This is a genomic window from Neobacillus drentensis, from assembly GCF_036965425.1.
Classification (GTDB): Bacteria; Bacillota; Bacilli; order Bacillales; family Cytobacillaceae; genus Neobacillus; species Neobacillus drentensis_F.
Map to the genome: position 1 here is coordinate 335 of NZ_JBALPP010000171.1, position 4507 is coordinate 4841.

Genomic DNA, 4507 nt, shown 5'->3' on the forward strand with positions numbered 1-4507 from the left:
CTTTTGTGAGCGTTTTTTGCCTGAATGCAAATCTTTTTAGCTATTCTCAATGTTTAATTTCTTCATCCGATATTGCAGGCTTTGCCGGCTTAAACCTAGAAGTCCCGCCGTCTTTGAGATGTTAAAATCATTTTTTTTCAAGACATGCTCAATATAAGATTTTTCAAATAATTCCAATTGGTCCTTTAATGGAACCGTGGTATCTGCATTCTCATTTATAAAAGTATCTACAGTTGAAAGGGGGATCATCCGCTCTTTCAGCTGCATTCTGCTGCGATATTGATAGGGTAAATGGGAGTAACGAATAATTTCCTCATCCATCATAATGTTCATCGCCGCTTCAATAATATGCTCTAATTCACGAACATTACCATGCCATTCATATTCAAAGAAGGATTGTTTAACCTCTTCAGATAATCCTTTTACATTCATTTGGAAGCGTTCATTATATTTTTCAATAAAGTGCTCCACTAATAACGGTATATCTTCTTTTCTTTCTCTTAATGGCGGAATAAAGATGGTCACCACACCTAGGCGGTAATATAAATCTTTTCGCAAATGATTATTGGCGATGGCATCAATCGGATCCTCATTTATATTAGCAATGACTCTGACATCAACAGGTGTATCTTTGGTATCCCCGATGCGCCGTATCATCTTTTCTTGAAGAACACGCAATAATTTTGCTTGAAGATTTAAATTTAAAGAATTGATTTCATCAAGCAGTAACGTGCCGCCTTCCGCCTGTTCAAATAATCCTGGGTGGTCCGTTGCCCCTGTAAACGCACCTCTTTTCGTACCGAAAAGCAGGCCTTCAATTAAATTGTCAGGTAAGGCAGCACAGTTTTGCGAGATAAAGGGAGCAGATAACCGGCCGCTGGCATTATGAATGCTTTGGGCAAAAAGCTCTTTCCCTGTGCCAGTCTCGCCGACAATTAATACATAAGAAGAGGTACGGCTTGCACGGGTGGCCGCTTCGATAACCTCTCGAATAGCAGGACTTTTTCCAATAATTTTATCAAAGGTATACCTCGTAGACCCCTTATACAAATTTCCTTTCATGAGACGTTCTAATTTAGTCACATCGTTTGCTATCTCGACAGCACCTTGCAGGGCATCACCCTGATAAATAGGGATAGTATTGTTTATCGTTGTGATTGCCTGGCCTTTATTATTAAAGTAGGTTTGTTTAACGTTGGCAGTTTCCTTGCCTTCCTGCAGTGCTTTTACGAGAGTACTAGATTGGTCATCCTTAAACATGAACACATCTAATAACTTTTTATTGATAACGTCTTGAAAATCCATGGATTCCATTTGCATCATTTTTTTATTATAAATAATCGACCTGCCTGTTTCGTCGACAGCATGTACCCCGACATCAACCTCGTCTAATATCCGTTTATACATCCGATTTAAATATTGTAAGTAATGGATGGTTTGAGTTGTACTTTCCACGATGACTTCATTCCCTTTGTTTAATCCTTTATGCACCTATTTAATCAAAAAAAACGTAATAATGCAAAATAATTTTGCATTATGGTAAAAATGGTGCATAATTGTGCAAAAAATAATGGCGGCCTGATTATCAGAAACCCTATAATGCCGCAAAAATAATGTTGGCACGGAACTTGCATAATGTTTTAACGGAACAATAAAAGGAGGTAAAAAAATGCAAGCGTATACACACGAACCATTTACAAATTTTGCAGATGAAAGAAATATTAAAGCTTTTGAAGAGGCACTAGCATATGTCCAATCCCAGTTAGGAACTCATTACCCAGTTGTCATTGGCGGTGAAAAGATTACGACCGATGAAAAAATCGTTTCTATTAATCCGGCTAATAAAGAAGAAGTCATTGGCAGTGTTTCAATGGCCGATCAAGAATTAGCGGAAAAAGCGATGACTGCCGCATTGACAGCTTTTGAATCATGGAAAACATGGAAACCGGAGCACCGAGCTAATATCTTATTCCGAGCTGCTGCCATCATGCGCCGCCGAAAGCACGAATTTTCTAGTTATCTAGTAAAAGAAGCAGGAAAGCCATGGAAAGAAGCGGATGCTGATACAGCGGAAGCAATTGACTTTATTGAGTACTATGGCAGACAAATGTTGAAAATCAAAGAAGGTGTACCAGTTCAAAGCCGCGCCGGAGAATATAACCAATTTAGCTATATACCACTAGGTGTCGGGATCATTATTTCACCTTTTAATTTCCCATTAGCGATTATGGCAGGTACAACAGTGGCAGCAATTGTTTCCGGTAATACCGTTCTATTAAAGCCTGCAAACTCTACGCCAATTGTTGCTGCAAAATTTGTTGAGTTAATGCATGAAGCAGGGCTGCCAAGTGGAGTATTAAACTTTGTCCCAGGCAGTGGCGCACAAATTGGTGATTATCTCGTGGACCATCCGAAAACACGTTTTGTATCTTTCACAGGTTCACGTGAGGTGGGCTGCCGTATTTATGAGCGTGCTGCCAAGGTAAATCCAGGACAAATTTGGTTAAAACGTGTAATTGCAGAAATGGGCGGTAAAGACACAGTGGTTGTCGATAATGATGCTGATTTAGATTTAGCAGCAGCATCCATCGTTTATTCGGCTTTTGGTTTCTCAGGTCAAAAATGTTCTGCAGGCTCCCGGGCTGTCGTTCATCAGGATGTTTATGATGAAGTACTCGAAAAAGCTGTTGCCTTAACGAAAACACTTAAACTAGGAAACCCGGAATCACTTGAAACTTATATGGGACCAGTAATTGATGAGAAATCGTTCAAGAAAATCATGAACTATATCGAAATTGGTAAGGAAGAAGGCAGGCTCATGACTGGTGGAGAAGGAGACGACTCAACTGGCTACTTCATCCAACCCACGATATTTGCGGATCTAGATGAAAATGCCCGCCTGATGCAGGAAGAAATTTTCGGGCCGGTTGTGACCTTCTGTAAAGCACGTGATTTTGGCCATATGATGCAGGTTGCCAATAATACAGATTATGGTTTAACAGGGGCATTAATCTCAAACAACCGTGAACATATTGAAAGAGCCCGCGCGGAATTCCATGTTGGAAACCTTTATTTTAATCGCACATGTACAGGGGCAATTGTTGGATATCAGCCATTTGGCGGATTCAATATGTCAGGAACAGATTCTAAAGCAGGCGGTCCTGATTACTTAATGCTTCACATGCAGGCAAAAACAACATCAGAAATGCTCTAAGGGCATCTAACTAAGGAGGAAATGATTATGAACGGAACAACAACACAATCAACGACAATTATTGAACAAACTCAAAAATTCGGTGCAAACAATTATCATCCGCTGCCAATCGTTATCGCTAAGGCAGAAGGTGTATGGGTAGAAAATCCAGAAGGTAATCGTTACATGGATATGCTTAGTGCCTATTCAGCCGTTAACCAAGGTCACCGTCATCCTAGAATTATTCAAGCATTAAAAGACCAAGCAGATAAAGTGACCTTAACATCTCGTGCCTTTCATAATGATCAGCTTGGACCGTGGTACGAAAAAATTTGTAAGCTGACAAATAAAGATATGGCTCTTCCAATGAACACAGGAGCAGAAGCAGTTGAGACAGCTCTAAAAGCTGCTCGCCGATGGGGTTATGATGTAAAGGGAATTGCTGAAAATCAAGCTGAGATTATTGCTTGTACTGGAAACTTCCACGGCCGGACAATGGGTGCTGTTTCATTATCCTCTGATCCTGAGTATAAGCGTGGATTCGGACCAATGCTTCCAGGAATTAAATTGATTCCTTATGGTGATCTTGAAGCGTTAAAGGCAGCAATTACCCCAAATACAGCAGCTTTCTTAATGGAACCAATTCAAGGTGAAGCTGGAATTCTCTTACCACCTGAAGGATTTTTAAAGGCAGCATCAGATTTATGTAAAGAAAACAATGTCTTATTTATTGCTGATGAGATCCAAGTTGGGTTAGCGCGTACAGGAAAAATGTTTGCCTGCGATTGGGAAGAAGTAGAGCCAGATATGTTGATTCTAGGAAAAGCTCTAGGAGGCGGTGTGTTCCCAATTTCTTGTGTTGTTGCCAACTCTGATGTTTTAGGTGTCTTTAACCCAGGTTCACACGGATCCACATTTGGTGGAAATCCGCTTGCTTGCGCTGTTTCGTTGGCAGCATTAGATGTCATTGAAGAAGAAAAATTAGCGGAACGCTCTTTGGAACTAGGAAAATACTTCCTTGACCAATTAAAAACAATTAACAATCCAATGATTAAAGAAGTACGAGGAAAAGGCTTGTTTATCGGTGTTGAATTAACAGAAGAAGCAAGACCATATTGCGAAAAATTAAAAGAAGAAGGCTTATTATGTAAAGAAACACATGATACCGTAATTCGCTTTGCACCGCCGCTAATCATTTCAAAAGAAGAAATCGACTGGGCCATTGCAAAAATTAAAGCAGTATTATCGTAATAACTTTCAAACAGGCTGTTGTTAAAGGCCATTGTTGATTGGAACGGAAGGCGCGAAGACTCC

General features: G+C 40.1%; 3 protein-coding genes. 2 read left to right on the forward strand and 1 reads right to left on the reverse strand.

Features of this window, described 5'->3' with window-relative positions:
* Nucleotides 1-36: 36 nt before the first annotated feature.
* Nucleotides 37-1407 carry a sigma-54 interaction domain-containing protein gene (locus V7161_RS29030; RefSeq protein ID WP_335716253.1) on the reverse strand — a complete coding sequence of 457 codons (1371 nt, stop codon included), beginning with the start codon at nt 1405-1407 and terminating at the stop codon, nt 37-39.
* A 262-nt stretch (nt 1408-1669) separates the two neighbouring features.
* On the opposite strand from V7161_RS29030, the gene pruA reads away from it, so the two are divergent.
* Entirely contained in the window at nt 1670-3214 is a 1545-nt protein-coding gene (gene pruA / locus V7161_RS29035) for an L-glutamate gamma-semialdehyde dehydrogenase (protein ID WP_335716242.1), read from the forward strand.
* Between the two features lie 27 nt (nt 3215-3241).
* Entirely contained in the window at nt 3242-4444 is a 1203-nt protein-coding gene (locus V7161_RS29040; protein ID WP_335716243.1) for an ornithine--oxo-acid transaminase, read from the forward strand.
* Nucleotides 4445-4507 lie beyond the last annotated feature (63 nt).

Excerpts from the sequence above, each read along its gene's own strand:
- V7161_RS29030 (WP_335716253.1), bottom strand. The coding sequence starts at position 1,407 with ATGTATAAACGGATATTAGACGAGGTTGATGTCGGGGTACATGCTGTC.
- pruA (WP_335716242.1), top strand. The coding sequence starts at position 1,670 with ATGCAAGCGTATACACACGAACCATTTACAAATTTTGCAGATGAAAGA.
- V7161_RS29040 (WP_335716243.1), top strand. The coding sequence starts at position 3,242 with ATGAACGGAACAACAACACAATCAACGACAATTATTGAACAAACTCAA.